This is a genomic window from Anaerocolumna sedimenticola, from assembly GCF_009931695.1.
GTDB lineage: Bacteria > Bacillota > Clostridia > Lachnospirales > Lachnospiraceae > Anaerocolumna > Anaerocolumna sedimenticola.
In genome coordinates, this window is record NZ_CP048000.1 from 4,501,735 (window position 1) to 4,524,734 (window position 23,000).

General features: G+C 35.7%; 23 protein-coding genes. 4 read left to right on the forward strand and 19 right to left on the reverse strand.

Annotated features, from left to right (window positions below):
• Positions 1–137: 137 nt before the first annotated feature.
• Entirely contained in the window at positions 138–1,220 is a 1,083-nt protein-coding gene (leuB, locus tag Ana3638_RS20010; RefSeq protein ID WP_161839608.1) for a 3-isopropylmalate dehydrogenase, read from the reverse strand.
• A 309-nt stretch (positions 1,221–1,529) separates the two neighbouring features.
• Here leuB and Ana3638_RS20015 point away from each other — a divergent pair, with 309 nt between their 5' ends.
• The gene (locus Ana3638_RS20015; protein WP_161839609.1) at positions 1,530–2,474 is read left to right on the forward strand and encodes a LysR family transcriptional regulator; all 945 of its coding nucleotides are present in this window, start codon (positions 1,530–1,532) and stop codon (positions 2,472–2,474) included.
• Positions 2,475–2,556: 82 nt separating this feature from the next.
• Here the strand turns inward: Ana3638_RS20015 and Ana3638_RS20020 are convergent, their stop codons facing one another.
• The 9 genes from Ana3638_RS20020 to pheA all read right to left on the reverse strand — a co-directional run bounded on the left by Ana3638_RS20020 (position 2,557) and on the right by pheA (position 11,737).
• Positions 2,557–2,973 (reverse strand): VOC family protein, encoded by a 417-nt coding sequence (locus tag Ana3638_RS20020; RefSeq protein ID WP_246240407.1) that lies wholly within the window; start codon positions 2,971–2,973, stop codon positions 2,557–2,559.
• 191 nt (positions 2,974–3,164) lie between these two features.
• Positions 3,165–4,253, reverse strand: a complete 1,089-nt coding sequence (mutY, locus tag Ana3638_RS20025; protein ID WP_161839610.1) for an A/G-specific adenine glycosylase — start codon at positions 4,251–4,253, stop codon at positions 3,165–3,167.
• A gap of 384 nt (positions 4,254–4,637) precedes the next feature.
• On the reverse strand, positions 4,638–5,648 hold the full coding sequence (gene ilvC, locus Ana3638_RS20030) for a ketol-acid reductoisomerase (RefSeq protein WP_161839611.1): 1,011 nt from the start codon (positions 5,646–5,648) through the stop codon (positions 4,638–4,640).
• A gap of 161 nt (positions 5,649–5,809) precedes the next feature.
• Positions 5,810–6,316 carry an acetolactate synthase small subunit gene (gene ilvN, locus Ana3638_RS20035; RefSeq protein ID WP_161839612.1) on the reverse strand — a complete coding sequence of 169 codons (507 nt, stop codon included), beginning with the start codon at positions 6,314–6,316 and terminating at the stop codon, positions 5,810–5,812.
• A 197-nt stretch (positions 6,317–6,513) separates the two neighbouring features.
• A complete protein-coding gene (locus Ana3638_RS20040) occupies positions 6,514–7,515 on the reverse strand; it encodes a glycosyltransferase family 2 protein (RefSeq protein WP_161839613.1) in 1,002 nt (333 codons plus the stop codon).
• A 77-nt stretch (positions 7,516–7,592) separates the two neighbouring features.
• The gene (locus Ana3638_RS20045) at positions 7,593–8,588 is read right to left on the reverse strand and encodes a glycosyltransferase (protein WP_246240410.1); all 996 of its coding nucleotides are present in this window, start codon (positions 8,586–8,588) and stop codon (positions 7,593–7,595) included.
• A 567-nt stretch (positions 8,589–9,155) separates the two neighbouring features.
• A complete protein-coding gene (locus Ana3638_RS20050; RefSeq protein WP_161839614.1) occupies positions 9,156–10,172 on the reverse strand; it encodes a S1C family serine protease in 1,017 nt (338 codons plus the stop codon).
• The gene (locus tag Ana3638_RS20055; RefSeq protein ID WP_161839615.1) at positions 10,121–10,471 is read right to left on the reverse strand and encodes a hypothetical protein; all 351 of its coding nucleotides are present in this window, start codon (positions 10,469–10,471) and stop codon (positions 10,121–10,123) included. The genes Ana3638_RS20050 and Ana3638_RS20055 overlap by 52 nt, the downstream gene beginning before the upstream one ends.
• Before the next feature lie 129 nt (positions 10,472–10,600).
• Entirely contained in the window at positions 10,601–11,737 is a 1,137-nt protein-coding gene (gene pheA / locus Ana3638_RS20060; protein ID WP_161839616.1) for a prephenate dehydratase, read from the reverse strand.
• Positions 11,738–11,989: 252 nt separating this feature from the next.
• Here pheA and Ana3638_RS20065 point away from each other — a divergent pair, with 252 nt between their 5' ends.
• Positions 11,990–13,021: a DUF5050 domain-containing protein gene (locus Ana3638_RS20065; RefSeq protein WP_161839617.1), complete on the forward strand. Its 1,032-nt coding sequence runs from the start codon at positions 11,990–11,992 to the stop codon at positions 13,019–13,021.
• On the opposite strand, the gene folK is transcribed toward Ana3638_RS20065, so the two are convergent.
• From folK to Ana3638_RS20090, 5 genes are all read right to left on the reverse strand, one after another.
• Entirely contained in the window at positions 13,013–13,825 is an 813-nt protein-coding gene (gene folK, locus Ana3638_RS20070) for a 2-amino-4-hydroxy-6-hydroxymethyldihydropteridine diphosphokinase (protein ID WP_161839618.1), read from the reverse strand. The genes Ana3638_RS20065 and folK overlap by 9 nt on opposite strands.
• Before the next feature lie 73 nt (positions 13,826–13,898).
• The gene (gene folP / locus Ana3638_RS20075; RefSeq protein WP_161839619.1) at positions 13,899–14,714 is read right to left on the reverse strand and encodes a dihydropteroate synthase; all 816 of its coding nucleotides are present in this window, start codon (positions 14,712–14,714) and stop codon (positions 13,899–13,901) included.
• Between the two features lie 120 nt (positions 14,715–14,834).
• Positions 14,835–15,386 carry a GTP cyclohydrolase I FolE gene (folE, locus tag Ana3638_RS20080; protein WP_161839620.1) on the reverse strand — a complete coding sequence of 184 codons (552 nt, stop codon included), beginning with the start codon at positions 15,384–15,386 and terminating at the stop codon, positions 14,835–14,837.
• 19 nt (positions 15,387–15,405) lie between these two features.
• Positions 15,406–16,731, reverse strand: coding sequence for a bifunctional folylpolyglutamate synthase/dihydrofolate synthase (locus Ana3638_RS20085; protein WP_246240413.1), 1,326 nt, complete (start codon positions 16,729–16,731; stop codon positions 15,406–15,408).
• Between the two features lie 9 nt (positions 16,732–16,740).
• Complete coding sequence (locus Ana3638_RS20090) at positions 16,741–17,943, reverse strand: class I SAM-dependent rRNA methyltransferase (RefSeq protein WP_161839622.1); 1,203 nt, start codon at positions 17,941–17,943, stop codon at positions 16,741–16,743.
• Between the two features lie 268 nt (positions 17,944–18,211).
• Here Ana3638_RS20090 and Ana3638_RS20095 point away from each other — a divergent pair, with 268 nt between their 5' ends.
• Together Ana3638_RS20095 and Ana3638_RS20100 are read left to right on the forward strand one after the other, a co-directional pair.
• On the forward strand, positions 18,212–18,610 hold the full coding sequence (locus tag Ana3638_RS20095) for a putative ABC transporter permease (RefSeq protein WP_161839623.1): 399 nt from the start codon (positions 18,212–18,214) through the stop codon (positions 18,608–18,610).
• A gap of 264 nt (positions 18,611–18,874) precedes the next feature.
• Positions 18,875–20,080, forward strand: a complete 1,206-nt coding sequence (locus Ana3638_RS20100; RefSeq protein WP_161839624.1) for a GNAT family N-acetyltransferase — start codon at positions 18,875–18,877, stop codon at positions 20,078–20,080.
• A gap of 119 nt (positions 20,081–20,199) precedes the next feature.
• Here Ana3638_RS20100 and Ana3638_RS20105 read toward each other — a convergent pair whose 3' ends face one another.
• The 4 genes from Ana3638_RS20105 to Ana3638_RS20115 form a co-directional block, all read right to left on the reverse strand.
• Complete coding sequence (locus Ana3638_RS20105; RefSeq protein ID WP_161839625.1) at positions 20,200–20,568, reverse strand: hypothetical protein; 369 nt, start codon at positions 20,566–20,568, stop codon at positions 20,200–20,202.
• Positions 20,569–20,689: 121 nt separating this feature from the next.
• Positions 20,690–21,481, reverse strand: coding sequence for a TIGR03915 family putative DNA repair protein (locus Ana3638_RS20110; RefSeq protein WP_161839626.1), 792 nt, complete (start codon positions 21,479–21,481; stop codon positions 20,690–20,692).
• Positions 21,478–21,825: a hypothetical protein gene (locus tag Ana3638_RS25405; RefSeq protein WP_246240419.1), complete on the reverse strand. Its 348-nt coding sequence runs from the start codon at positions 21,823–21,825 to the stop codon at positions 21,478–21,480. The genes Ana3638_RS20110 and Ana3638_RS25405 overlap by 4 nt, the downstream gene beginning before the upstream one ends.
• Before the next feature lie 20 nt (positions 21,826–21,845).
• Entirely contained in the window at positions 21,846–22,964 is a 1,119-nt protein-coding gene (locus tag Ana3638_RS20115; protein WP_246240422.1) for a putative DNA modification/repair radical SAM protein, read from the reverse strand.
• Between the last annotated feature and the right edge of the window lie 36 nt (positions 22,965–23,000).

Genomic DNA, 23,000 nt, shown 5'->3' on the forward strand with positions numbered 1-23,000 from the left:
TATCATTAATTACCCGGCGCAAAAGGTTTAAAGAAGAAAATATTATGTACGAGGGAAGTCAGCTAAATTGAATCTATTATTCATTCGTATTCATTCAATTTATTAGACTTTTAACCCTTAATTCACAGTTATAAAAATTAGATTTCATCAGTAATACGGTCACCCATTTCCTTGGTTCCTACTAATGTTTTACCCTCAGACATAATATCTACGGTACGGTATCCCTTCTTAAGTACGGTTTTAACTGCTTCTTCAACCCGGTCCGCTTCTTCCTCTAAATCAAAAGAATACCTTAGCATCATAGCAGCGGACAATATGGTGGCGATTGGATTAGCTTTATCCTGTCCTGCTATATCCGGTGCGGAACCATGACTCGGTTCATATAATCCAAGTTTCGTATCACCAAGACTTGCGGAAGCTAACATACCGATGGAACCTGTTATCATACTTGCTTCATCGGATAAAATATCACCAAACATGTTCTCGGTCAAGATAACATCAAATTGTTTCGGATCTTTTACTATCTGCATAGCACAATTATCAACAAGCATATCGCTTAATTCCACTTCAGGATAATCAGCGGAAACTTCTTTTACGACCTGCCTCCATAACCGGGACGAATCAATTACATTGGCCTTATCTACGCTGCAGACCTTTTTATTTCTTTTTTTGGCAATTTCAAACGCCCATTTGGCAATTCTTTTTATTTCATTTTCATCATACACTAATGTATCCATGGCTTTTCTGAGACCATTTTCTTCATAAGTTTTACGTTCTCCAAAATATAATCCGCCGGTTAACTCTCTTACTACCACAAAATCAAACCCATCACCGATAATTTCATCCTTAAGCGGACAGGCACCTTTTAACTCATCAAATAAAACGGCCGGTCTTAGATTTGCAAATAGTCCCAACCCTTTACGGATAGCTAAAAGTCCGGCTTCCGGTCTAAGATGGGGTGGAAGGCTGTACCAATTGGATTGTCCGACTTTACCTCCAACCGCACCAAGCAGCACCGAATCACTTTTTCCGGCAGTTTCCAAAGCTTCCTCTGTTAAAGGTACTCCTGTCGCATCAATGGAAACACCCCCCATAAGTACTTCAGTATATGTAAATTTGTGGCCGTACTTTTCGCCTATTTTGTCCAGTACTTTCTTCGCTTCCGTAATTATTTCAGGACCAATCCCATCCCCCGGTATAACAGCAACATTATAATTCATAGCCCTCTTCCTTTCGTCCTCTTATAGGATATATTTTCTATTGTTATTTCATCCTTAACTATTTTATTTTTGTTATTGCTATTCTAACATACTCTTTGCTATAATTGAAATACATATTAAGAATATGTATTATAACTTATAGTTATAGTTATAATTTTAAAACATGAATCATATATCCTGCTATTATACTCTTCACACTAAAACCCATACTTATTATGCATAAATCTCGAAGAATAGCTGCTTTTGCTATTCTTCCAATGGCTTACATGATTTTGCGAAGGAAAAGAAAGGGATGCAATGGGAGAAACTATGGAACAAAACTTATCCTTATATAAAATTTTTAACACGGTAGCAGAAACAGGTAATATATCCCATGCAGCAAAAGAGCTTTATATCAGCCAGCCTGCCATCAGCAAAGCCATAACAAAACTGGAGGAGAATCTGGGTATCCTTTTATTTAACAGAACCTCAAGAGGAGTTCATCTTACCGAGGAGGGAAACCTGTTATATGAACATACAAAATCTGCTTTTGATACCTTGCTGCAGGGGGAAGCAAATATAAAACGTATTAACGAATTAGGAATCGGGCATCTCCGTATCGGAGTCAGCACTACATTGTGTAAGTATATCTTACTCCCATATCTGAAGCGTTTTGTATCTTCCCATCCACATATTAAAATAACCATAGAATGTCAGTCGACCTTCCAGACTTTAGAATTATTGGAACGTGGAAAACTGGATATTGGTTTAATTGGAAAACCGGTTAATTTAAAAAATTTAGATTTTTATACGGTAGAGCAGATTGAAGATATTTTTGTTACTACGGAATCATACCTGGAAAATTTAAGAGTACGTGAATCTACCTCCTCCGTGTCAGTTCAGGTAAAACGTTCTAAGGATAATAAATTATCTGGTATTTCGGACGATATTTTTAAGACAGCTAATGTTATGCTGCTTGATGAAAAAAATATGACCAGATTATATATTGAAGATTATTTTACAAGAAACCAGATTGAAACTAACCAGATACTCGAAGTCAGTAATATGGATCTGTTAATTGAATTTGCTAAGATCGGGCTCGGGGTCTCCTGCGTAATTAAAGAATTTATACAAAAAGAATTAGAAGGTGGAATCCTGATAGAAATTCCATTAGAAAAGCCCTTAGGCAAAAGAGAAGTAGGTTTTGCTTACTTAAGTAATTCCAGGCTATCGGAAGCAGCAAAGCGGTTTATACAATTTTATAAACATCAATAATTTATATAACGAATATAGGATGCTGCTGCAAATTCTCACCAGAAAAATATATTTCAGCTGTAGCAACAGCACCCTTCTTTAATCAATTATTACTTTCATGGCTTAATTGCCAGTGAATACCAAACTTGTCCGTTAAGGAACCGTAACATTTACTCCAGAAAGTTTCCTGCAATTCCATTTCAACCTTACCGCCATCTTTTAATTTTTCAAACCAATTTTTTATTTCATCTACGTTATTATGGACAACAGCAAGACTGATATTATTTCCCTGGGTAAATGCCGATCCGGCCACATTATCGGAAAACATAACGTAACTACCGCTGATGTTAAGTCTGGCATGCATGATTAATTTTTTATTTTCTTCTGAGACCGGATAATCCGGATCCTCCGGAGCATCTCCCATAGTCATGATCTGGGGCATATCAGTACCAAAAACCTCTGCATAAAACTCTACCGCTTCTCTGCAGTTCCCGTTAAAAATGAGATATACATTTACCATAATCGTTCTCCTTATTCTATGCTTGATTTAGGTAATTACGAAACAAGATAATTACAGTTTATAACATACGATTAATACAATAATTCCGTTTCGCAATTATGTTCATTTTTGTCTATCAATTTGAAATAGTACAGTAAATAATGTCTCTGATATTATATAGATTATTTTTATTTTTATACTTTTATAAAAACTTAATCACGATTTTCCAATACTCCCCTGTATTTTTCAAATGCGCTTGGCAGTGTATAAATCTCATCGATTTCTTTTTTCGTTACCCAGGCTTCGTTTAAAGATATATCTGAGTTGTAAACACTTTCTTCAGCTACCTTATCTTCTTTTGTGATATGCACATAAAATCCTGTCATATGCCATTCAATATGGGAAAAAATATGTTTTCCTTCTCCTAAGCTATAATAATTAAAATCAGAATATCCCTGATTCTTTAAATATTCTTCCAGTTGTAACGGTGTTAATTTTCCCTCCAGAGAAGGTAGTTCCCAGAGTCCGGCAAGCAAGCCTTCATTATGACGTTTTCTAATGTAATACGTACCAGATTTCTCTAATACCAGAATTGTTTTGTCTTCGACTTTTCGCGCCTTTTTGTCCTGTTTAACCGGAATACTCATCTCAGTTTTATTGTGATAAGCCTTACATAAATGCATAATAGGACATTTCATACAGATTGGTTTCCCGTTTGGTATACATACCGTAGCTCCAAGTTCCATAATTGCCTGATTAAAATCACCCGGCCTCTCCTTGGGTATAATTTCCCTGATATCCTGTTCCAATTCTTTTTTTATACTTGCTTTGGTAATGTCGTCAAAACTACCTGCCACCCGCTTCATTACCCGAAGTACATTACCATCTACTGCCGGTTCCGGAATTTGAAAGGCTATGGAAGCTATGGCACCTGCCGTATAGGAACCGATTCCAGGGAGTTTTAACAGACTGGAATAATCCGGAGGTAATTCACCATTGTATTCCTCCAAAATAATTCGGGCTGCTTTCCCAAGATTCCTGACTCTGTTATAGTACCCTAACCCCTCCCATAATTTAAGAAGCTGCTCCTCTTTGGCATATGCCAGTGACTTTATGTCCGGCAGGGTATTGATAAAACGGTCAAAATAGATTTTTACCGCTTCTACCCTGGTTTGCTGCAGCATAATTTCCGAAATCCAAACATAATAGGGCTTGGGATTTTCCCTCCATGGCAATATTCTGGCATTGTTGTCGTACCAGTCCAGTAAATATTCAATTGTATCCGTATAATTATAATTCATTCCTTGTCTCCATTTTATTGAATTTAACCTAAATGTATAAGTAACAAAACATAATAGGAAAGACATTACGATCGTTTAATATCGTAATAATCCTATTCATTAATCCTGTATGTAATAATCCAATACTATTTTACATGAATACAGAGGTTGTAACAATAAATATTTATTAGCTGATATTTCCATAAGGGTCAAAGTGTGGAAAAGAAACTGCCCTGCAGTTCTTTGGAAGTATGAAACTAAATCCGCAGGAATTTCCTATGTAACAAAATAAGAATATCCCCGGTTATTATAATTACCTCATCCGGGGATATTCTCCTTTTTTTCTAAAACAGTCGAAACTCCTAAACATTTCTTCCTGTTATAAATCCAATAAATTAATTATTTTTAGTTATTGATGAGTTTATCTTTATTCGTCCAGCTCATCATCTTACGAAGTTCTGCTCCGACTTTTTCTAATTGATGTTCGGATTCTCTTCTTCTCATTGCTAAGAAATTAGTACAGCCGATCTGATTCTCAAGTAACCAGTTACGTGCAAATACACCTTCCTGGATATCTTTAAGAACCTGTTTCATTGCTTTCTTTGTATCTTCAGTAATGATCTTAGGTCCGGTAATATAATCACCGTATTCTGCGGTATTGGAGATAGAATATCTCATTCCGGCAAAACCACTTTCATTAATCAGATCAACAATTAACTTCATTTCATGAATACATTCAAAATAAGCACTTTCCGGCTCATAACCTGCTTCTACCAAAACTTCAAAACCGGTTTTCATTAATTGGGTTACACCGCCGCAAAGAACAGCCTGCTCACCGAAAAGGTCTGTTTCTGTTTCTTCTCTGAATGTAGTCTGAAGTACACCGGCTCTTGCGCCACCAATTGCAAGGGAATATGCTAATCCCAAATCATGAGCTTTACCGGTTGCATCCTGTGCTACTGCTATTAGACAAGGAACGCCTTGTCCTTCTTTGTATTGACTTCTTACCGTATGTCCGGGCCCTTTTGGAGCAATCATAATAACGTCAACATCTTTTGGCGGAATAATCTGACCGAAATGAATTGCAAAACCATGAGCAAACATAATAGCATTACCCGGCTCTAAATTAGGTTCAATGGATTCCTTATACATCTTGGCCTGTTTTTCATCGTTAATTAAGATCATAATCATATCTGCTTTTTTTGCAGCTTCTGCTGCAGTATATACTTCAAAGCCGGCAGCTTCTGCTTTTGCCCATGAGCTACTGCCTTCATACAGACCGATAATCACATGAACACCTGATTCTTTTGCGTTTAAAGCATGGGCATGTCCCTGACTGCCGTAACCGATAATAGCTACTGTCTTGCCTTCTAATAATGATAAGTTACAATCTTCTTGGTAAAATATCTTTGCCATCTTCGTATCCTCCTAAATATAATAATTTATTATTGTAAAAAGTGTCGCCACTCTTTGAAATAATCCCTTTTATCTTTACCCATTTAACTTGTTAAAGTCTCAATTTAAATAACACCGCCTGCACGTATGCAGGCGTTTTAAATAATGTCACCTACGACTGCTTAATCATCCAGATAATCCGCTATATCTCCTGAACCTCTTGTAAGACCGGTTATTCCCGTTCTTACAATTTCCTTTATGGTATAACCCTCTAATAACTTTATAAAAGCATCTATTTTAGCCTGGTTACCGGTTAATTCTATCATGAGGGATTCCATAGCCACATCTACGATTTTAGCTCTGAAAATGTCGGCTACCGCAATAATTGCTTGTCTTTCTTTTACTGTCGACAATACTTTTACCAGAATTAACTCCCTGCATACAGATTCTTCCGGAAGCAGCTCACGGATTTCCCTGACATCCTCTAACTTTAATAATTGTTTTCGGATCTGTTCTAAAATCTGGTCATCACCATTCACAACTACAGTCATTCTGGAATAAGCAGGATCCTGTGTTTCACCAACTGTTAAACTGTCTATATTGTAACCTCTTCTGCTGAATAAACCTGATACACGGCTTAATACGCCGGCCGTATTATCCACCAGTATTGATAACACCATTTTCTTCATAGGAACCTCCCATGTATTTCTATGCATTTAAATTGTATTCATTTTAACAATATGAGTATTAATTGTCAATAATTAAAACATTTTTTGAATAACAATTTATATACGGCGGAAAAACTCCGCCTTTTATCGGATATTTGTAAAACAATTTCTAATAAGGAATACTATCATGGATTATGAGAAAATTTCGGTTTCATTTTCTAAAGAATGTACAGTAATCCCAGGTTTCTTAAAACACCTGTTTTCATAAACCCGAATTTTAAAACCAGATGTCTTCTTTTAATCCAATTTTGATTTAGTATATTTGCCATGGAATAAACCTGTAACTTTTGTCTTATTGGCATTTCCGACTCAAACATACGGTAAAATTCATCTGCCTGCAGCGCGGTTTTATATATAACTTCTTTTTGCTTTTCTAAAGAGGAAACGCGATCGTGTATATAGGACAAAAAGTTTTGATTTCCAACCACATTCCCGCCATGCTGTCTGTAAAATAATGTAACGGTAGGTAAAAAATTAATTTTACCAAATGTAGCAGCAATTAAAGCTACCCACCAATCATGATATCTTGCATTGATGGGCTGAACAGTCATATATTTTCTTAAAGATTCATTAAACATAACGGTACATCCGATTAATTTATTTTCCATCATAATATGGGGCAGGTCAACTTTCCTGGTATCTAATTTACTGCTTTTATAAAAGGAGCGGTTTAGGATGTTCAAATTGCTGTCTACGACCAAAGCATCTGTAAATACTGCTAACGGGATATCTTGTCCGTATTTCTTCTCTACCTTTTTCATTTGAATCATAGTTTTATCAATTTTGTCTGTCATCCAGACATCATCCTGGTCACAAAACATATAGTAATCCATCACAGGTACCGGCTCCGAATCATCACCATCCGCTTCTTCAAGCCGTCCCGCTTCTTCCTGTAATCTTCTGTTAAAATCAGCCGCATATTGAACACCCTCTAAAAAATTCAGAGTAACTCCTTTATTTCTGTTATTCTGCTGAAACATAATTTTATCCGGTTGACGACGAACATATTCTTCAATTATACCTTTGGTATCATCCGCTGAGCCATCATCAAATATCCATAATTTCCAATTTTTATAAGTATTCTTTAATATAGATTCAAGCTGTTCTCTTATATATTTCTCGCCGTTATATGTTGCCATAATAATATTTACACGATTCATACCTTTTCCTGACCTTTCCGGAAGTTTACCTGCAAAAACAGGTAAGTCATTTTAATTTCTATCATTATTTAGTTTCTTCATTTCCAGTAAGAAGGATTCATACTTAGTTTTTTTATCAGACTCGAAGGGAGCTTATCATAATTTTTCCCAGCTAAATAACCCAGATATTTAAACCCGCTTATGAATATTAAGTCAGGGATTAAAATATACTCTTTTTTCTCGATTAAATAATCTAAGGTCTGTTTTACCAATTTAGTACCTTCCGTTTCTGATTTAACGGATGAAAAGATATGATTATACTGTTTTTGTGAAACAGCTAAATCAAAATTTCTTTTAAATTGCTGTACATAAGTATATACATGGGAATGATAAACCCTGGCGCCGGCAGCATATGCTATGGAGTATCCGGCATTAATAATTCCGGCTGCCATTATCATATCCTCATTGAATATTGTCTTGGTAGCAAAACCGGAAAGCTCTTCGTAAACGCTTTTTCGGTATGCGGCACATACATTAGAGCAAAAATAAGTTTTTATACCCAGCACAGGTAAGTCCTCCAATGATTTTGTGAAACTTTGATCGGGATAATTAAACTGTCTGGTATAACTTTCAATGATACCGCTTTTTGGCATAGCTAACTGCCTTCCATAAGCTGCTGCGACCTTCTTGTCCTGAAAAGGTATAAGCAGAGATTTTATCAGATTTACATCGGCCGGAACTGCATCCTGTGTCATAAAAACAATGATTTCAGCCTGTGACAGGGAAGCACCGTAGTTTCTTGTTCCACCATGATCAAAATCAGGTTTTTTTATTTCATAACGCTCAATCTTACAGCCGGAACTGTTTAAACTCAGGGCATATGCCAGGGCTTCTTCCGGATTATCTATACTATCGGTTTCTGTCTCCACGGTATGAAGTAATATGATCCGATTTGGCTTTACTGTTTGTTTTACCAGTCTTTCCATTAACTGATTAAATTTTGTATCCGGTTTATATACCGGTATTATAACATCAACTGAGACCGAATATTTACTCGGCATATCATTATTATCTAGTTCTTCTCTCTCCTTCATATCGATGTGCCACCTCACTTATTGTACAATTATAAGCCTATCATACCCAAGTATTAATTTTCTGTCAAGGAGGTATCTATTTTATCTTATTTTGTTGGATTTTATTGTATTTTGTCACATTTCAATCAATTACTATCTCTGAGCTTCTCCCTTTCTCCCTATTTACAATCATTCAAACAAGCTTATATTAACTGTACTTTCGCGTAAACCGGAAGAAACACGCTTTGCGAGTTTCTTCGGTTCGCGTGCGCGTTCGAATTATTGCAAGCAAGCTTTCTAATTCTCACTTTGTTTTCGCGGAAATAACAGAGTGTCCATAAAAGCAACACTCTTATGGACACTCTCTGTTCATTTTAATTTTATAAGATTAGGCTGTCAAAAGGTCAATTTAAAATTATGGTTCGTTAATTATTTGTATGGCTTTTGACACCCTAATCTTTTATAATTATTAAAAATATTATTCAGTTAAATCTTTCAGATAATAAAGTCTTCAAAATTATCATTTTATTAAAGTTTTTAACGGTTTATTTATTTAAGGTTATTAATTTACATCAATCTTTAATACATTTAATTACCGGCAGGTCTGGCATCAAAAGTTACGTTAATTGTCTTATCAACATATTTTCCGTCTTCTAAAGATTTGACTACTACCGTACCGTTTGTATCTGCTTTGGTATATCCCAATACTTCCTGTAAATCAGCCATTGTTTTAATCGTTATATTATTTACTGAAATAATAATATCTCCAACTTTTATACCCGCTTTTTTGGCAGCGGAACCTTCTTTTAATTCACCCACATAAACACCAACCGGCATATTGAATCTCTGGGAATAATCATCGGTAACATCTTTTCCGGCAATTCCTAAATATGCTTTCTCTTTATCCGTTAATACCGTTCTGTTCATTAATTCATTAATAACCGGAATGGCATCGGAGATAGGAATCGCATAACCAACACTTTCAACATTGTCATCTACGTATTTCACAGAGTTAATACCGATTACTTCACCCTTAGAGTTAAGCAATGCGCCGCCGCTGTTACCGGGATTAATCGCTGCATCTGTTTGTAACACTTTTAAAGTGACACCATCAACGGTTACTTCACGATCTAAAGCACTGACATAACCAACCGTTATGGATTGGCCATAACCTAACGCATTACCGATTGCAATTGCCATCTCGCCCAATTTTACAGATTTGGAATCACCTAAGGTTGCAATTTTAATCTTATCTATGGTTCCTTCTTTTAAATCTGAGAGTTTTACTGATACGACAGCTAAATCATTACTTGGCTCCGTACCTTTTATCGTAGCCGATGCTGTTGTATTATCTGCAAATACGATATTAACGGTTTTAGCATTTGCTACAACGTGGTTATTGGTTGCAATTAATATTTCATTTTCATTCTGTCCAATTATAATACCTGAACCGCTGCCCTGTACATCTTCGCTGTATTGTCTGCCGAAAAAGTCACTGGTCACATCATTCACTGTTGAATTAATCGCTACAATGGATGGCATTACATTCTCTACTACAGTAGAAACATCCCCTGATGAATTACTCTTTGTGTTTCCTGTTTCCACTGCAACAACGCCATCAGCCCCCCTTTACTATTATCACCGGCACTGTTAACGATCTGTCCTTTTGAATTATTCAGGCCTGATAATGCATAATAGCCCTGGAATGAAGCTCCTGCCACTAAGCCGAATACTGCCGCTGATACAACTATTTTTGATAGATTTTTTAAAAATTTATGTTTTTTCTTCGGTTTTACATCGGAGATTATTACATTACTTTCAATAATATCTCTGTTGTTATTGGATGTAAAATCATTATTATTTTCATTATCATTAAATTGGTTATTAAAAAAGTTATCGTTCATAGTTATTACTCCTTTCAAACTTTAGTTATTATATTTTGTCATTCAATATTTGTTTCTTTATTTTATAACTAAAGTTTAACAAGAAATTATGTCTACTTTGTGATTACTATTTGAAAATTGTATGAAGCATTAAATCGATTTATAGTTTCCTAATATTTTTAAACTCATGGCTTCTTCCTGAATTCCGAACAATGCATTTTTTACACCTGCTTCATTTAAATTTCCTTCAAAATCTACAAAAAAACGATATTCAAAAACTTTTCCCTCCAGGGGCCTGGATTCAATTTTCGTCATATTTAAATTATTATAAATAAAGTGAGAGAGCATATTATAAAGTGTTCCGCTCTCATGAGGCAATTCAAAGCAGATGCTTATTTTATTGGCATCTTTTCTATACTTTTTATCTCTTGAAATGATTATAAAGCGGGTTGAATTAGAATCCTCATGGTTAATTGCTTCTTCTAATATCTGAAGCCCATAATAAGCCGCAGCCTGTTTACTTGCAATGGCACCCTGAGTCATATCCTTATCTTCCAGTACTTTCTTAGCGCTGTCTGCCGTGCTGGTACACTCTACAGGTTTCATAAGCGGATGGCGTTCTATGTATTTCGAACACTGCATAAGGCCCTGTGGATGAGAATAAATTGTACGAATATCATTAATTTCAGCTCCGTGGAGTCCTAAAAGTGCATGCTGGATTTTTACAACATGTTCTCCTATAATAGAATTATCAAATTCTACAAGTAAGTCATAAATGTCGGAGATTCCGCCGGTAGAAGTGTTTTCAATGGGAAGAACACCATAATCTGCTTCTCCCTCTTTGATAGCCTGCATAACTTTTTTAAAAGACGGAGCGTAACTACGGCTGATATTCGATCCAAAATACTCTTCCATAGCCTGTTCCGTATAGGAACCCCTTACACCAAAACAAACAACTTTTGTATTCTGATCTACGGGAAGACTTTGAAGCTCAGTAAATGGGTGTCTAAAACTTCCTTCACTGATTAATCCGTATTGCAATTTACGGCTCATTGATATTATCTGTGTAAATAACTCCTGGATGCCGTGGCTGTTATAGTCGTTGCTTGCCATTCCTTTTAAAACACGTAGTTTTTCCTGTTCCCTTTCTTTATCGAAAACCTTTTTACCAGTCTGAATTTTATATTCCGCAACATCTTTTACTAATTGCATCCGATATTCAAACAAATCTACTATTTGTTTATCTACCTTATCAATTTCATCCCTGCTCTGTTGTAAATCAATCATATAAACCTCTTTCTTGGTACTTTCCTATTAATTGTTCGGATTTAAGTAAATGAAAAAAACCGCTGCCTTTATCACTTTATTCGGTTTGTATTTAATTCTACACAAATTATATAACACTTTGGTGTACGAATGCAATCCTTAAGAAGAATTCATTGCACAATATACATTATGGATTTATAATTAAACAAAGGAACTTTAATTATAGGTAAAGGTGGTAACACATCTGCCTGAAGATGTGTGATGGGTGGTGTTATGAAACTTAATAAAAAAATTATCAGTGTTTTTATTATCATTATTATAACAGGCAGTATCTTTTTATTTTATCGAAATTCCATAAAAACAAAATATATTGCTGACAAGGCTTATGGCAATACATCCGGTAATCTGTTTAACGGAGGATTATTCTGCGAATATAACGACCGAATATATTTTAGTAATTTAAAAGATGACGGTACTTTATATTCCATGGATTTGGACATGCTTAATTTTAAAAAGATTAGTAATGACAGAGCAGAATACATTAATGCAACCGGCAGTTATATTTACTATTCCCGTATGAATCATAAAAAGGAAAAGAGCAAACCAAGTGTATTTGCTTTTAGAAATGCGGGTTTATACCGTATTAATTTAAACGGCAGAAATACAAAAAGTTTAAACGATAATCCCAGCGGTTTATTAAATGTGTATGGCAATAACGTATATTATCAGCATTATACGAACGAAGACGGTTTAAAATTTTATAAAGTAGGAATAGACGGATCCGGGGAAAAGAAATTATCAGATGAAGGAATCCTCCCTATGACTATAGATGATTCTGTTTTATATTACAGCGGAACTAAGAAAGATCATTACCTCTATTCCATGAATTTAAAAAACGGCAGTATATCTACCGTTTTTGAAGGAGAATGTTATGCTCCGATTTTAATTAAAGCTAATCAAAATTACATTTATTTTATGTCGGTTTCAGATAACTATTCCATAAATCGTATGGGTTTAAACGGCGGTCATAAAACTCTAGTTTTAAATGAAAGATGCAGTACTTACAATATTTCGGAAGATGGCAGATTTTTATACTATCAGGTTGATAACAATAAAAATAACCATATCGGAGTAATGGACCTTAATACAGGTAAATCCCAGAACATAATGGAGGGGAATTTTAAAAACATACATATTGCAGGAAATAAAGTATTTTTTAATGATTTTAATGAAAAAGTGTCCTATTATATACCTGTTGGTCTGAATAATACTGTTTCCGTTTTTCAGCCGCCTGCGCTAGATTAAATCCTGCAGTAATTGGTACGTTGTAGCTTTGTATATGGGATGAATGTAATCGGGGGCAATTTCATACAGTGGTTTTAATACAAACTCCCGGTTTTTAATTTCCGGATGGGGAATAATTAAATTTTCAGTATTAATCACGATTTCATCATAATAAAGAATATCCAGGTCTATCGTTCTCGGCCCCCAATGTATGATCCTCTCCCGTTTTAATTTTGCTTCAATTTCATGTATCAGCTCCAAAAGTTCAAAAGGGGTTCGAAGTGTTTGAATCTCAAGAGCACCATTTAAAAAATCATCCTGCTCTACCCCTCCAACCGGTGCGGTAACAATAAAATTTGAAACATTGGCTACTTTGCATAAATTATCTGCTTTTAATAGTTCTACGGCTGTTTTTAAGTTTTTTTCCTTATCACCAAGATTGGAACCAATGCTCAAATAAACCCGGTGCCATTCTCTCTCCATAACTACTGAAACCGTTTCTATGGGCAGTAAAATGGGTGCCCAGGGCTTTTTAACTTCCAGATTAACTTTCTCTATAAGAGGAAAATGAATTAATATCTCCCTTGCCAGATGTTCGGTTAATGTTTCAATTAATTTAAAAGTATACTTTTCCACTTCACGTTTTATAAAATGGCAGACCTCGCCATAATTAACGGACCTTGATAAATCATCGTTACCGGAAGCTTTCGATAAATCGGCATATAGTATAACGGTAACTAAAAACTTTTGTCCTAGTACATTTTCTTCTTTATAAACACCATGATGTCCAAACACTTCAAGGTTGGTTATTCTTATCTGATCCATACTAAACCCCTTTCAAACTTTGCGATATGGCCGCCATACGACACGAATAAGAAACTGAAAAACAGTTTCTTTCTTATACCTTCTGTTCCTTACGTATAGCTTCCGTCATTTTTACTGCTCGGTAATTCGGTAATACATCATGAACCCTTATAAAACTGCAACCTTTTAATACTCCAATAACCGTAGTTGCAATAGTACCCTCCAGCCGTTGTTCGGGCGGTAAATCCAGGGTAAGGCCTATCACTGATTTTCTTGAAGTACCTAATAAAATGGGAAGTTCTAACCGGTGCAGTTCCTCAAGATGGTTCAATAACGTAAGATTCATCTCATAAGTCTTAGCGAAACCGATACCGGGATCGATAATAAATTTCTCCTGTTTGATACCCGCTGAAAGCCCGATTCGAATACTATCCTCTAAATCTGAGATGACATCTTCCAGATAATTCTCATAAATAGCTACTTTTCTATTATGCGTAACACAGACAGGAACATCATAACTTCGGATGATTTCAGCCATATTACTGTCATATTTCAATCCCCATATATCATTTACAAGATCTGCTCCTGCTTCTATGGCTGCTTTAGCAACTTTACTTTTATAAGTATCAATAGAAACGGGTATATTAAATTGTTTTTTTATTTCTTTAATTACCGGAACAACCCGGCGGATTTCTTCCTCATCCGTTATCTGTGTAAAATTGGGCCTTGTAGATTCGCCGCCTACGTCGATAATATGTGCACCTTCGGCTACCATTTTCTGTGTTTGCTTCATTGCTTCCATAACACTATTATATTTGCCTCCGTCAGAGAAAGAATCCGGAGTAACATTTAATATCCCCATAATATAGGTTTGTTCTTTCAGATCAAAATTTTTATTTCCTATTTTCATAATACACCTCATGCATTTCGCAAGTTTACCCCCGAAACTGCCCAAATTGATAGTGAAATACATTCTCTCCTGTAATCAAACGAAAGAAATCCTGCATAATATCGGGTGACAATTTATTGCTTATTTTAACAGTTGAAAAAATGAATTTCTCAGCTCTGTGTTATTTTCAAAAACTCCTCTGCCAAGTAAAGTAGTCGTTAAAGTTCCGGGCTTTTTTACTCCTCGCATTGTCATGCACATATGCTCTGCTTCCAATAATACAATCACTCCTTTTGGTTTAAGGTATTTCATAATATCATCTGCAATCTGTGCGGTCAGTTGTTCCTGTATCTGCGGCCTGCGTGCATAAGTATCCACCGTTCTTGCCAGTTTACTAAGTCCTAATACTCTACCGTCAGGTATATATCCAATATGTGCTTTCCCGTAAAACGGCAGTAAATGATGTTCACAGACGGAATAAAATGTAATATCCTTTTCAATAATAATTTCATTATTTACGGCATTAAAAGTTCTGGACAGAAATTCTCCCGCATCCTGATTCAGTCCGCCGAATATTTCTTTACACATCGCTGCTATCCTCTTCGGTGTATCAGTAAGACCTTCTCTATGAATATCCTCGCCGATTCCCTCTAAAAACAGCTTAACTGCTTCTTCTATTTTTTTGTCATCCATAAAAGTCCTCCTTGTACAGCTATGGCAATGCCACTCCTAGTGCATCGTAAATCTCATTTAGATAGGATAAAGAACCAAAAGCAATTATAACGTCTTCTTCACCTGCTGTTTCGTAAGCTAGTTTAACAGCCTGCAAAACAGTCCCTGCAATGACAACCTGGCTGTTATGTTTTAAAGCAGTTTGGGCTAACTTTTCAGCCGGTAAACCGCGTATCGTATTCGGTGTAATTGTATATATTTTGACTGCATATTTCCCTGTATGTCTTAATACGGCATCATAATCTTTGTCTGCCAGAACACCCATAATAAAAATAATTCTCTTACCTTCAAAGTAATGTTTTATATTTTGTGCCAACGAAGCAGCTGCATCCTCATTATGAGCGCCATCAATAATAAAATATGGTTTCTTTTTAATAACTTCAAAACGCCCCCGCCAATAAGTCTGTTCTAAACCGTTATAAATATTTTTATCGGTAATGGAATATCCAAGGTTCCTTAAATTTACGGCGGTTAATACTGCTATGATTGCATTCTTAACCTGGTTTTCTCCTAATAAGCTTATTTTTAAATGTTTAAAACTCTCATAGGAAAATATGGTTTCTTCTATATTTTGTGTTTCTATCATAATTTTATTAAAATCAGCTTCTGTTAAAACAGAATGATTTTTCCTGCAGACGAATTCTATTACCTTTTTAGCTTCCGGCTCCTGATCATAGGAAATAACCGGTATTCCTTCTTTTATAATTCCTGCTTTTTCTTCTGCTATCTTTTCTAAGGTATTCCCTAAGATATGCATATGATCCATACTGATGGAAGTTATCACCGCACACTCTGTTGTTGTGATAACATTGGTGGCATCAAGCCTGCCTCCTAAACCAACTTCCAGTACTACCACATCACATTTTTCCTTTACGAAATGCAGCATGGCCATAGCAGTTTCAATTTCAAATACCGTAGGATGTGGTAGACCTTCGTTTGTCATCATCCAGCATATCTCTTTTATACGATCAATATATTCGGCAACTTCATTACTTTTGATAAATGTAGTTTGTACCGATGAGTTCTCCTGCATATGTTTATCCGAAAAGGTTATTTGTATTTTCTCAAAATAGCTGAATACGGAAGGAGAGATATAACGTCCCGCCAGATATCCTGCAGAGGCCAGTATATTGGCTATATAAGCAGCCGTTGAGCCTTTGCCGTTGGTTCCCGCTATATGAACAAATTTCAGCTTATCCTGAGGATTGCCTAACCTTCTTAGCAAATTTCTCATATTATCCAGACCTAATACACTGCCATACTGCTCGGATGATTTTATAAAACTTAAAGCCTCTTCATATGTCATGGCTGTCACCTATCTTTCCTCGCATATCTGGAAAATAAAGAATTTTAAATAATAGGATTCATCGGCTGCCCAAAGTATCGGATGATCCGGTGCCTGGGTTCTGTATTCCACCTGTCTTAATCTTTTTCTTGTATTTCTGGCGGCCTGTCCAACCGTTTCTGAAAATAATTCCGGTGTCATAAAATGGGAACAGGAGCAGGTAGCTAAATACCCTCCGTCTTTAATTAATTTCATAGCTCTAAGATTGATTTCACGGTATCCTTTGATTGCATTTTTTATGGAATTTCTTGATTTTGTAAATGCGGGCGGATCCAGGATTATTACATCAAATTTTCTATTTTGTTTTTCTAATTCCGGTAATAATTTAAATACATCCCCACATTTAAAGTGAACGATATCCTGTAACCCGTTTAAGACTGCATTTTCTTCGGCTTGTAAAATCCCAAGCTCCGAAGCATCCACACCAAGTACACTTTTGGCACCGGCCAAACCGGCATTTAAAGCAAAGGAACCGGTATGGGTAAAGCAATCTAATACCTCGGCTCCCTGACAAATTTTTTTTATCGCTTCCCTGTTATATTTTTGATCAAGGAAAAAGCCTGTTTTCTGGCCTTCTTCCACATCAACCATATATTTTACACCATTTTCAACTATCTGGACTTTTGTATCAAATGGTTCACCGAGGAAACCTTTTATCCGTTCCATTCCTTCATTACTTCTTACTTTGGCGTCACTTCTTTCATAAACACCTCGGATATTAATACCATCCTCTTTCAGACAGTCTTTTAGCAACTCCACAATGGTATTTTTCATACGATCAATTCCAAGCGCCAGCGACTGTACCACTAAAATATCGGCAAACTTATCTATAACAATTCCAGGCAGAAAATCAGCTTCTCCGAAGATAATTCTGCAGCTGCTGGTATCCACGGTTTTTTTTCTGTATTCCCATGCGTTTTTTACCCTGTTCTTGAGAAACTCCGTATCAATCTCCTGTCCTTTGATTCTAGACATAATTCTAACAGTTATTTTGGACTTGGTATTGATAAAACCGCTTCCCATATAATAATCGTCAAAATCATGGACATGTATAATATCACCATTTTCAAAATCACCTGTTATCGTATCTATTTCATTATCATAAACCCACATACCGCCTGCTTTAAGGGTTCTTCCTTCCCCTTTTTTTAACTTTACGATTGCTTTCTCCATTCGCTGTTTTTCTCCATTTTCTCATAATTTCACTATTAAAACTCCATGTTCACAATCTCCCATGGTATAATATCTGTCGATATTATACCATAGTAGGCAGGATTGTCAACGCACCCTGGCTTTCCATCCAAGGTGTATGATTAAAAACATAATTTGTTAAAGCTTCGGCAATCCCGGAGTAGTGTATCCCGTTCCTGTCAGCTAAAACCGTAACACTATGTTATAGATGCAGTGTATAGTTTTTCCATGATTCGTTTATACTAAATCCATGAAAAAATGTTTTATAAGTAATTTTTTATTATGCGGCCTTAGCGGCTGGTGTATGGAATGCTTTTGGACCGGACTTCATTCTGTTTTAACTCATAAGGATAAAACTTTGCTTTGCCGTACCTCTGTATGGATGTTTCCTATTTATGGTATGGCTGCTTTCCTAAATCCTGTTTGCAAAAAACTGAAAGACAAGAGTGCTCTTATAAGAGGAGGTGTTTATGCATTTTTTATCTTTATAGCAGAATTCTCAACCGGAAATCTGTTAAAAAAATTTGGAGCATGTCCCTGGGATTACAGTAATGCAAAACTAAATTATAAAGGATTAATCCGTCTTGATTATGCACCGGCATGGTTTTTAGTCGGATTATATTATGAGAAATTATTAAACCGGTCATAAATTAATTTATTATACAGGTTAAAAGCTGTTACAGAATCCTTAAAAGTATACACTTGTGTAAGAATATGCCGTTATATTTTGCAGTTACTTTGTACGAAGTATTTATTATTCCCAATACAAAAGTAATATAACCCATATTCCAGACACAAGTTTATTACTGTTTTAAATTTTTTAGTTCGTCTATCTATAATATTAACGGTTTTCTTTCCATTCCTTTTCTGGTATAATAGCTGCAAAATATTTGCATAACAGGAGGTAAACACAGTGTTAAAAGCCGTAATTTTTGATATGGATGGTGTATTGGTAGATAGTGAACCTCAACACGCCAGAGCTGCCGTTCTGGCTCTAAAAAGTCTGGGTTATCAAGTTACAATAGATTATTGTTATGGTTTTATTGGCTCCACTACAATACATATGTTAGAAACAATGATAAAGGATTATAATATATCTTTATCCGCCGCTGAATTATATGATGTTTACAAGGAAACCTTGAATCATTTAATTAAAACGGAAGGATATGAACCAATACCTTATACTAAAGATTTAATTTTAGATCTGTATCATAACGGAATCAAATTAGCTATTGCGTCTTCTTCAACAATTAAAGAAATAACAGCTGTGGCTGAAGCCTTTGGTATAACCGAGTATTTTACTAAACTGGTAAGCGGAACTACTGTTTCACACCCGAAACCAGCACCCGACATATTCTTAAAAGCCGCTGATGAACTCGGTGTAAATCCGGACGAATGTATCATAATCGAAGATTCCTATAATGGTGTTTGTGCTGCAAATTCTGCAGGTATTCCGGTTATCGGATTTGTTAACGAGCATTCCGGGAAACAGGATCTATCCTCCGCCGCCTATCTGATCGAAGGATTTGATGAAATAAATAAAAAATTTATTGAAACGGTATACTTACACGCTTTCAATTTGCCTGCTACTATTGTAATAACAGACCGGTTAGTTATTAAAGAATTGACCTTGGATGATATCCCGGCTGTGTATCAGATTTATCAAAATGAAGACATAAAAAGGTATATACCCGATATATCGGATAATTTGGAAGAAGAAATAGAAAAACATAAAGCTTATATAAAAAATGTTTACCACTTTTATGGATATGGTTTTTGGGGTATATTCGATAAAAATTCAGGAGAGCTCATTGGGAAATGCGGATTCAATGATTCGGTAATTGATGGTAACGAGGTAATTGAACTGGGGTATATGCTGGATTATAATAAATGGGGTTATGGATTTGCAACGGAAAGTTTACAGGCTGTACTGAAATATGCATTTTATAGTTTAAATATAGAGACCATTGTTTCTGTTATAAACCCTTTTAATAACCGTTCAATAAAAACTGCTGAACAAATCGGTATGATAAGAGAAAAACAAATAATTAAGGATGGAACAGAGTACTTATTATATATGATAAATAGCAAGGATTATAAACAAACCCATCCTAAATAAAAATATGAGAATTTTAATGTTCCCTGGCAAATAAAGCCCAAGCTTAAAACTTTAAAATAAAAACGAGTAGAAATCTTCTTCTGCTCGTTTTTTAATTCTTTCATAAAATATTAATAATTTTAGTCTGTGGTATTAGTGGTATTAGTATTTGTAGTATCGCCAGCTTTATTGATAGTATCATTGGTATTGTTACCGGCACCACCAACACCTGTTGTACCGTTATTTACTCCACCGGTTCCGCCGGTTGTATCAGTTGTGCCATTGGTTGTTCCGGTTCCGCCGGTAGTACCATTATTATCATTTATTGTACCTGTACCTGTTGTGTTTCCGGTTCCGCCAGTATTATCGGTTGTATTTCCGATGCCATTTGTTGTGTTTTGATCCGTTGTTGCAGAGTTGTTGCTGCCATTACCTGTTCCAGTACAAGCAGTAAAAGTTAGAAATGTCAGGCAGCATACCGCCATTAACAAATATAATCTTTTTTTCATGGATACTCCTCCTAATAATATTTAATTTTACGGATTTAGTATCCCACTGATTCATGTAATTATGCATTTTAATTTATGAATAATATTACTTATCAGAAGTTGCTTTGATAAAGGCAGTTTTTCACTTTACATCCGGCGCATCTTTAAATTCCAACATATTACTTCGAAATCGCAAAGGCAGATTATTTTTTTGTAGTTTATCATTTTTACGTTCCTCTATTGCAATAGAATCAAAAAATGTTTTCCAAAGTAACTGGAATTCTTCTTCCCGTTCAGATAGTTCCTCAAACTTGTCCAGATCAAAATCATTACCTGAAACATAAACCCAGGAAAAACCGCTCCGATGTATCACCGCTGTTTTTCTTCTTTCATCATATATTACAAAATTTTCCGTATTAAGACGATCTGAAAAATGCGGTGCAATAAGCCGCAATATATCATTTTTAGGATTTATTTTGGATAATAAAATATGATTTTCTATTTCCTTAAAGCGGAGAAAACCAAGAAAGTGATGTGATTCATTAAATACATTACGATTTAAATTAAAAATATTTAAAACAGCATCCTTACTTAAACAGCTTACTACTTTAGACCCCATGGTAAACCCTAATATCAGAAACCGGTAAATCTTATCTCCTTTTTGCAAATCGTCTGAAAATACAGAATGACAAACCATGTCGAAAGCTTCCAGCGAAATTTTTTCCTTAATTGCTTTTGCTACTTTTTCTGCTTTTTCTGCGCTATCCTTGATATAAATATATTCGGTAAAAAGTTCCATATTATAATTGGATTCGTCCGGATTCTGTACCTGTATCCGAATATTATCATGTCCATATCTACTGCTCCAGGCATCATAGATAGCTGTAAATATACCCTCAATACTATCGTAACATAAAAATATTTTTTTATTCATAAAGATAAGCTCCTAAAACCTGAATTATTAACTGAATTAAAACTAACGTCATCAAATAAGGATATCTGCCTGTAAAGGTTACTACCATCAATCCCCAACGGAAGTCTTTCTTTGATACTGATTAACTGATTCGTAATATAATTCTCCTCAATCTTTATTGGATACATCATCTTACCGCTGCAGGTAATAAAATATAATGCTCGTTTTAAAACGACTCCGATTTTTTTCAAATCTTCAAAACGCAGATTACAATTCCGCCTTGCTTTTACGATTCGTTCGGCTGATTTAACACCGATACCCGGTACTCTAAGTAAGGTATAATAATCTGCTTTATTAACTTCCACAGGGAATTGCTCTAAATGTCCTAAAGCCCAATTGCACTTGGATCCATTAATATATTAAAATTAGGCCTTGCCTCAGACAACAGTTCCGAAGCCCGAAAACCATAAAACCTGAGTAACCAGTCAGCCTGGTATAACCGGTGTTCTCTTAATAAGGGCGGACCTCCGGGTAATGCCGGCAATGAACTATCCTCGTTAACTTTAACATAGGCAGAATAAAAAACACGTCTTAAATCAAACTTCTGATATAATGCTTCCGCCACGGATATAATCTGATAATCGTTCTCAGGTGTTGCTCCTATAATCATCTGTGTGCTCTGTCCGGCCGGCACAAACCCCCTGTTGGTTTTAGGGCGGTTCACCAGACCCAAAACAGATGAATTCGTATTGGCCAGTATCGTATTCCTATCCGTAACATCCTCACCATGTAAAATCCCCGATGTATTAATCTCATTATTTATTGAAATTCTCCTTTGATTTCTGTCAGCCGGCAGCCGGTTATAAGAATGAATTCCCAGTGATTCATTTCTTCCAAGCTGAATCTGCTTCATTGGCCTTAATATATTCTTACGGCTTTTATGAGGCGCAAGGTTCCTTAACCCGTCTGCCGTGGGTAATTCCAGATTTACACTCATACGGTCTGCATACCATCCGGTCATCTCGATTAGGGAGGGATCTGCACCGGGTACTGCCTTACAATGTATATATCCGTTAAAGCGATGCACTTCCCGTAACATCTTTAACGTATTACATAATAATTCCATAGTGTAATTGGGAGTCATCAAAACACCGGAACTTAAAAATAAACCCTCGATATAATTCCTGCGATAGAATTCCATTGTTAAGGTACACACTTCCTCCGGAGTAAATGAAGCCCTTACAATATCATTGGAGGAACGGTTAAGACAATACTTGCAGTCAAAAATACATTCGTTGGTAAATAATATCTTTAATAAAGAAATACATCTTCCATCTGCTGAAAAAGTATGACAGATGCCGCAAGCCACCGAATTACCCATAGCACCACTCGTACCATTCCGGTCAACACCGCTGGAAGTACAAGCAACATCATACTTTGCCGCATCAGATAATATCTCTAATTTTTTTTGTATTGACATATTCTCTTGAATTATCACACTCATAGTTTTCACTCACTTTACAAACATTTGTTTGTTTTA

What these genes read in the sequence shown, in the direction of transcription:
- Ana3638_RS20015 (WP_161839609.1), top strand. Translation starts at nt 1,530, where the DNA reads ATGGAACAAAACTTATCCTTATATAAAATTTTTAACACGGTAGCAGAA.
- Ana3638_RS20110 (WP_161839626.1), bottom strand. Translation starts at nt 21,481, where the DNA reads ATGAATAAAAAAATATTTTTATGTTACGATAGTATTGAGGGTATATTT.
- folK (WP_161839618.1), bottom strand. Translation starts at nt 13,825, where the DNA reads ATGGATCAGATAAGAATAACCAACCTTGAAGTGTTTGGACATCATGGT.
- folE (WP_161839620.1), bottom strand. Translation starts at nt 15,386, where the DNA reads ATGGATGACAAAAAAATAGAAGAAGCAGTTAAGCTGTTTTTAGAGGGA.
- Ana3638_RS20115 (WP_246240422.1), bottom strand. Translation starts at nt 22,964, where the DNA reads ATGAGTGTGATAATTCAAGAGAATATGTCAATACAAAAAAAATTAGAG.
- Ana3638_RS20065 (WP_161839617.1), top strand. Translation starts at nt 11,990, where the DNA reads ATGAAACTTAATAAAAAAATTATCAGTGTTTTTATTATCATTATTATA.
- ilvN (WP_161839612.1), bottom strand. Translation starts at nt 6,316, where the DNA reads ATGAAGAAAATGGTGTTATCAATACTGGTGGATAATACGGCCGGCGTA.
- Ana3638_RS20105 (WP_161839625.1), bottom strand. Translation starts at nt 20,568, where the DNA reads ATGAAAAAAAGATTATATTTGTTAATGGCGGTATGCTGCCTGACATTT.
- Ana3638_RS20020 (WP_246240407.1), bottom strand. Translation starts at nt 2,973, where the DNA reads ATGGTAAATGTATATCTCATTTTTAACGGGAACTGCAGAGAAGCGGTA.
- Ana3638_RS20045 (WP_246240410.1), bottom strand. Translation starts at nt 8,588, where the DNA reads ATGAAGGAGAGAGAAGAACTAGATAATAATGATATGCCGAGTAAATAT.
- ilvC (WP_161839611.1), bottom strand. Translation starts at nt 5,648, where the DNA reads ATGGCAAAGATATTTTACCAAGAAGATTGTAACTTATCATTATTAGAA.
- leuB (WP_161839608.1), bottom strand. Translation starts at nt 1,220, where the DNA reads ATGAATTATAATGTTGCTGTTATACCGGGGGATGGGATTGGTCCTGAA.
- Ana3638_RS20090 (WP_161839622.1), bottom strand. Translation starts at nt 17,943, where the DNA reads ATGGAGAAAGCAATCGTAAAGTTAAAAAAAGGGGAAGGAAGAACCCTT.
- Ana3638_RS20055 (WP_161839615.1), bottom strand. Translation starts at nt 10,471, where the DNA reads ATGAACGATAACTTTTTTAATAACCAATTTAATGATAATGAAAATAAT.
- mutY (WP_161839610.1), bottom strand. Translation starts at nt 4,253, where the DNA reads ATGAATTATAATTATACGGATACAATTGAATATTTACTGGACTGGTAC.
- folP (WP_161839619.1), bottom strand. Translation starts at nt 14,714, where the DNA reads ATGAAAATAGGAAATAAAAATTTTGATCTGAAAGAACAAACCTATATT.
- Ana3638_RS20040 (WP_161839613.1), bottom strand. Translation starts at nt 7,515, where the DNA reads ATGAATCGTGTAAATATTATTATGGCAACATATAACGGCGAGAAATAT.
- pheA (WP_161839616.1), bottom strand. Translation starts at nt 11,737, where the DNA reads ATGATTGATTTACAACAGAGCAGGGATGAAATTGATAAGGTAGATAAA.
- Ana3638_RS20095 (WP_161839623.1), top strand. Translation starts at nt 18,212, where the DNA reads ATGAAAAAATGTTTTATAAGTAATTTTTTATTATGCGGCCTTAGCGGC.
- Ana3638_RS20085 (WP_246240413.1), bottom strand. Translation starts at nt 16,731, where the DNA reads ATGACATATGAAGAGGCTTTAAGTTTTATAAAATCATCCGAGCAGTAT.